Below are 5,053 nucleotides of genomic sequence, written 5' to 3' on the forward strand. Positions count from 1 at the left end.
TCGGTTGCCATCGAGGCGAAGACTCGCATAGCGATCCTTCAGCAACGCAGATCCTGTCGGCTACCGGGCCTACCACGCGAAATACTCCGGAACTGGTTGCGTGTTTCGCGACTGTTGGTGTCAGCCGAGCGAACTCCGTCTAACATGCCAGGAATGCGCCATGATCGCCTTCCCGACGGATTCGGGGTGCGGATCGATCCACGGGTACGCGCATACTCCGGGGGACGCATCCTGATCGGAGGAACACCCGCGAGGTTGCTGCGCCTTGCCCCGGAAGCCGCCGAAATGATCGGCGACGGGTACCTCGAGGTCAACGGCCCGAAGTCCGCCGTCGTTGCCAGGCGGCTGCTCGATTCCGGAGTGGCCAATCCGCGGCCCCGGCTGCTGCCCTCGCCCGAGGACGTCACCGTCATCGTGCCGTTGCACAACAATGCCGACGGTCTGGTCCGGTTGCTCGCGGCCCTGCGCGGGCACAACGTGATCGTCGTCGACGACGGTTCCGACCAGCCGGTGCGGGTGCCGCCCGACAGCGGTGGGCGATGCCAGGTCAGCGTGCTGCGCCATGAGAGCCCGCTGGGCCCTGCCGCCGCGCGCAACGCCGGATTGCGGGCGGCGACAACCGAGTTCGTGGCGTTCCTGGACTCCGATGTGGTGCCGCGCAGCGGCTGGCTCGAGGTCATGCTCGGTCATTTCAGTGATCCGGAGGTCGCGCTGGTCGCGCCGCGGATCGTCGCGTTGGATCCGGAATCCAACGCACTGGCCCGCTACGAGCACACCCGGTCCTCGCTGGATCTGGGCAGACGCGAGTCCGCGGTGCAGTCGCGCGGCATGGTCTCGTACGTGCCGAGCGCGGCACTGCTGGTACGGCGTGGGGCACTGCTGGCCGAGGGCGGATTCGACGAGTCCATGCATGTCGCTGAGGACGTCGATCTGTGCTGGCGGCTGGAGCGGGCGGGCTGGCGGTTGCGTTATGAACCGGCCGCCCATGTTGCCCATGATCATCGGGTGTCCTTCCGCGCCTGGTTCACCCGGAAGATGTTCTACGGCACCGGGGCCGCGCCGCTGGGTGCCAGGCATGCGGGCATGGTGTCGCCCCTGTCGGTGCCGTCGTGGACCATGCTGGCGGCGGTGCTGTTCGGCACGCAGACCCGCTGGGGTTTCGTCGGCGGCGTGGTCACCCTGGTGACGGCGCTCGGCCGATTGCGGCGCGTATTCGGCGAACTGGACAATCCCACCCGGATCGCCGCGATCTATCTGGCCCGCGGATTCTTCGCCGGACTGTGGCGGCTGGCCTCGGCCATGTGCAGGCACTACTGGCCGGTCACCGTGCTTGCCATGATGGCATCGCGGCGGATTCGGCGCATCGCGGTGACCATGGCTCTGGCCGACGGACTGGCCGACTGGTTCACCCATCGCGACGCAGGTGGCCTCGACCCGTTCCGCTACATCGCTTTCCGCCGGGTCGACGACATCGCCTACGGCACCGGTCTCTGGCTGGGCGCGTGGCGGGCGCGCAGTATCGAATCGCTCAAGCCCACCACACCGCCGCGCTGAGCGCGGGCGCTGACGGATTCGGATGGCTGACACGCTCATCGTCGGCGGTGGCAGCGCGGGCTGTGTGCTCGCCGCCCGGCTCAGCGCCGATCCGCAACACCGCGTACGGCTGCTGGAAGCGGGGCCCATGTGGACCTCACCCGAGTTGTTTCCGCCCGGACTGCGTGATGGCACCGAACTACCGCTCGGCGATGACGATCTGCTCTGGCGCTATTCGATCCAACTGACGCCCGGTACCACCGCGACCACCGTGCGCGGCCGGGTGATCGGCGGGTCGGGATCGGTCAACGGCTGCTATTTCGTGCGCCCGCCTGCGGCGGACTTCGCAGCATGGAGCCGCGAGATCGGCACTGCGGGCTGGACTTACGACGAGGTGCTCCCGGCGCTGTGCCGGCTCGAACACGATCACGACTTCGGTGACCGCACCGGCCACGGCGCCAACGGACCGGTACCTGTCCGCCGCCCGGCCTCGGTCACCCCGATCACCGAGGAGTTCGTCGCGGCGGCTTCGGCGGCAGGTTTTCCCGAGATCCCGGACTTGAATGCACCCGACGCTGACGGGATCGGTTTCGGTCGGGTACCGGGCAATATCGACCGCCCGAACGCGACGGCGCTGCGCATCGGTAGCGCGCAGGCGTATCTGCTGCCCGCGCTGGCTCGCCCGAACCTCACCGTGACCGCAGGGACACCGGTGACCAGGATCCGCTTCCGCGGGACCAGGGCGGTCGGGGTGGAATGTCTGCGTGACGGCCGCACGGAATTCATCGCGGCCGATCGGATCGTGCTGTGCGCGGGGGCGATCGAATCGGCGGCGCTGCTGCTGCGGTCGGGGATCGGCGATCCGGCGCGGCTGCGCGCACTCGGCATCCCGGTCGTGCAGTCGGCCCCGGTCGGCGAGTGGTGCACCGATCACCCGGAGATCGGCATCGACTACGGGCATGCCGCGCCGCACCGTCGCGCCGTGGTGCTCGAATACGTGCTCGAGCTCGGCGATATCGAAATCCGGCCGTACACGATGGCTTTCACAGCGGGGATCAGGCAATTCGCGCTCGCTTTGATGCGCCCGCACGGTGCGGGTGAGCTTCGGTTGCGGTCGGCCGACCCGTTCGATCCACCGGTGATCGACCAGCGCTACCTCGAACAACGGAGGGATCGCGACGAGCTCCGTGACGCCGTCCGGTTGTCCGCGCAGATCCTGCGGGCGATGTCGGCGACCCCGATCGGCGAGCCGATGCCGGGCACCGCCTCCGATGACTGGCTGACGGCGCATCTGGCCACCTCGCAACATTTGTCCGGAACCTGCCGGATGGGCGCGGCCTCCGACGAGCGCGCCGTGGTGGACGCACGTTGCCGCGTGCACGGAGTCGACGGCCTGGCGGTGGCGGATCTGTCGATCGTCCCGGTGCCGCTCGGGCGTGGGCCGCAGGCAGCCGCGGTGCTCATCGGTGAGCGAGCCGCCGATCTACTGACCGGAGACTGATACCGACCGCGGCGGTGCCGCGTGGCTCACATCGGGGAGACAGGCGTGACACATGTGACCTGGCGGACAAACCCCACCATCCGCCGGTCGCTTCCGGTACCCGCCGGTACAGTTTGTCGTAGGTGAAAGGCAAATGGTCAGCAATCTTGCGGGTGGTCGCCCCTCGCGGCATGGAGTAGAACCTGGCACGCAGCTCGGTGCACTGGAAGCCTATGCCGCTCAAGCGCATGGATATCTCGGTGCCGGTGGTGAGCGGCTGTCCCGGCTCGCCGGTTTACTGCGCCCTGCGGTCCTGGAATCGTGGTTGCGCAGTGTTCGCGGTGGCATCGATCCGATGGATGTCGTCGATGGTCGTGGGCTCCGCGGTGCCGACCTCCAGCGCTACCGTGATGCGCACCCGATCGCTGCCCTGATGCCGCTGATCGACAAGCTGCTCGTCGAGGACGCCGCCCGTACCGGGTTGATCGTGGTGGTGGCCGATCAGTTCGGCCGGGTGCTCTCGGTGCACGGTGACGCCGAGCGGGTCAGCGCCGCCGCGGAGATCGGGCTGCGCGCGGGCGACGATCTGAGCGAGCGCCGCATCGGCACCAATGCCGTCGGCATGGTGGTTCGCACCGGGCGTGCCGCCTGGATCCACGGACCCGAACATTTCCTGCACCGCATGCACCAGCTCACCGGTGCGGCCGCGCCGGTGCACGATCCGGACGGCAGGCTGGTCGGCGTGCTGATGATCGCGGGCGGCGTGCGGGTGGCCAGACCCGAGATTCTTGCCCTGGTGAAGGCCGCGGCGACCGCCGCGGAAATGGATCTGCTGCTTACCGCCATGCGGGCCGACCGGCACGCTCCGGCGAGAAACGCCGGCGATCGGGCCGAGTCCGCGTCCGACCGCGGCAGGCTCGGCCTCGATGTGCTCGGCCTCGGGCAGCCGCAGCTGAGCATCGCGGGCAAGCGCGTGCCGCTGTCGCAGCGGCATGCCGAGATCCTGCTGCTGCTCACCGAGCACCCCGAGGGCCTCGGCGCGGACCATCTGGCCCTGCTGCTCGACGACACCGATCTGGACAACGGCACCATCCGCGCTGCCATGTCGCGGCTGCGGACGGTGGTCGGACCCGAGGTGTTCGGATCCAGGCCCTACCGGTTGCGCGTTCCGGTGGCCACCGATATCGATTTCCTCCGCGCGGCGCTGGACTCCGGTGACGTTGACGCGGCACTTCGTCTCTACGCGGGCCCGGTGCTGCCGCGCTCTAGCGCGCCGGGGATAGTCGATCTGCGGGATGAGCTGCGGGTTCGGTTGCGGACCTCGGTGCTGGATTCGCGTGATCCGGCGGCGTTGCGGCGCTGGACCTCGACCGCGGAGGGCCGCGACGATGCGGCGGCCTGGGTTGCCTACCGGTCGACCGTCGACCGTGATTCGCCGCTGTTCGCCCAGATCGAGGCCAAGATTCGGGTGCTCGATCGGCGGCTGGGCGCGGATGCAACGCAGATGCAACGTTTCGGCTCATAGTCTGCCCATCTGAAAGTGCGATAGCTCACATGCGCGAGGGGCAGCTGATCGCGGGTGGAAAGCTGCCCGGCGGCGGTCGCACCAGGGGGCATCTGGACGCTTGTCCGATATTTTTATAGGAATCAGTTCCTTTTTATTTCGACCTGGCCTAGTGTTCGCAATACGTGGATGACATCCATGTGACGTAGCTGACATACCACCGTTATCGAACCCGCGGCGGTAGTGACGTTGGAGGAAACATCACTAGCTAGGCATCTTCGGTCCCGTTCCGGGAGTGCGCGCCGGGAGGCCCGCTGGATCCGGACGGCACGGCGGTGACCGCACCGGTCGCCGATCCTGTTCACGCACATCTGTCGAATACGCGCGATTCCCCGACGAGCATCGCGTGCGATTCGCCGACACCTCATGCGGTAGCCCAGCCGCGCCCCGGGAACTCCGACCCCCGCCGCGCAGGCTTATTTGTGCTGCCCAAAAGCTTTCGGCCAGCCGTTAATTCGCCATTCGAGGAGGCTCTG

General features: G+C 68.1%; 3 protein-coding genes. All 3 read left to right on the forward strand.

Annotation, left to right across the window (positions count from 1 at the left end; all coding sequences use genetic code 11):
- Nucleotides 1–153: 153 nt before the first annotated feature.
- The 3 genes from mftF (at nucleotide 154) to GV792_RS19480 (ending at nucleotide 4,538) form a co-directional block, all read left to right on the forward strand.
- A complete protein-coding gene (gene mftF, locus GV792_RS19470; protein ID WP_163825586.1) occupies nucleotides 154–1,554 on the forward strand; it encodes a mycofactocin biosynthesis glycosyltransferase MftF in 1,401 nt (466 codons plus the stop codon).
- Nucleotides 1,555–1,576: 22 nt separating this feature from the next.
- Entirely contained in the window at nucleotides 1,577–3,034 is a 1,458-nt protein-coding gene (gene mftG / locus GV792_RS19475; protein WP_163825587.1) for a mycofactocin dehydrogenase MftG, read from the forward strand.
- Nucleotides 3,035–3,167: 133 nt separating this feature from the next.
- Nucleotides 3,168–4,538 carry a GAF domain-containing protein gene (locus GV792_RS19480; protein ID WP_175583030.1) on the forward strand — a complete coding sequence of 457 codons (1,371 nt, stop codon included), beginning with the start codon at nucleotides 3,168–3,170 and terminating at the stop codon, nucleotides 4,536–4,538.
- The last annotated feature ends 515 nt before the right edge of the window (nucleotides 4,539–5,053 follow it).

It is taken from the genome of Nocardia cyriacigeorgica, from assembly GCF_010868145.1.
Lineage (GTDB): Bacteria > Actinomycetota > Actinomycetes > Mycobacteriales > Mycobacteriaceae > Nocardia > Nocardia cyriacigeorgica_D.

What these genes read in the sequence shown, in the direction of transcription:
- mftF (WP_163825586.1), top strand. Translation starts at nt 154, where the DNA reads ATGCGCCATGATCGCCTTCCCGACGGATTCGGGGTGCGGATCGATCCA.
- mftG (WP_163825587.1), top strand. Translation starts at nt 1,577, where the DNA reads ATGGCTGACACGCTCATCGTCGGCGGTGGCAGCGCGGGCTGTGTGCTC.
- GV792_RS19480 (WP_175583030.1), top strand. Translation starts at nt 3,168, where the DNA reads ATGGTCAGCAATCTTGCGGGTGGTCGCCCCTCGCGGCATGGAGTAGAA.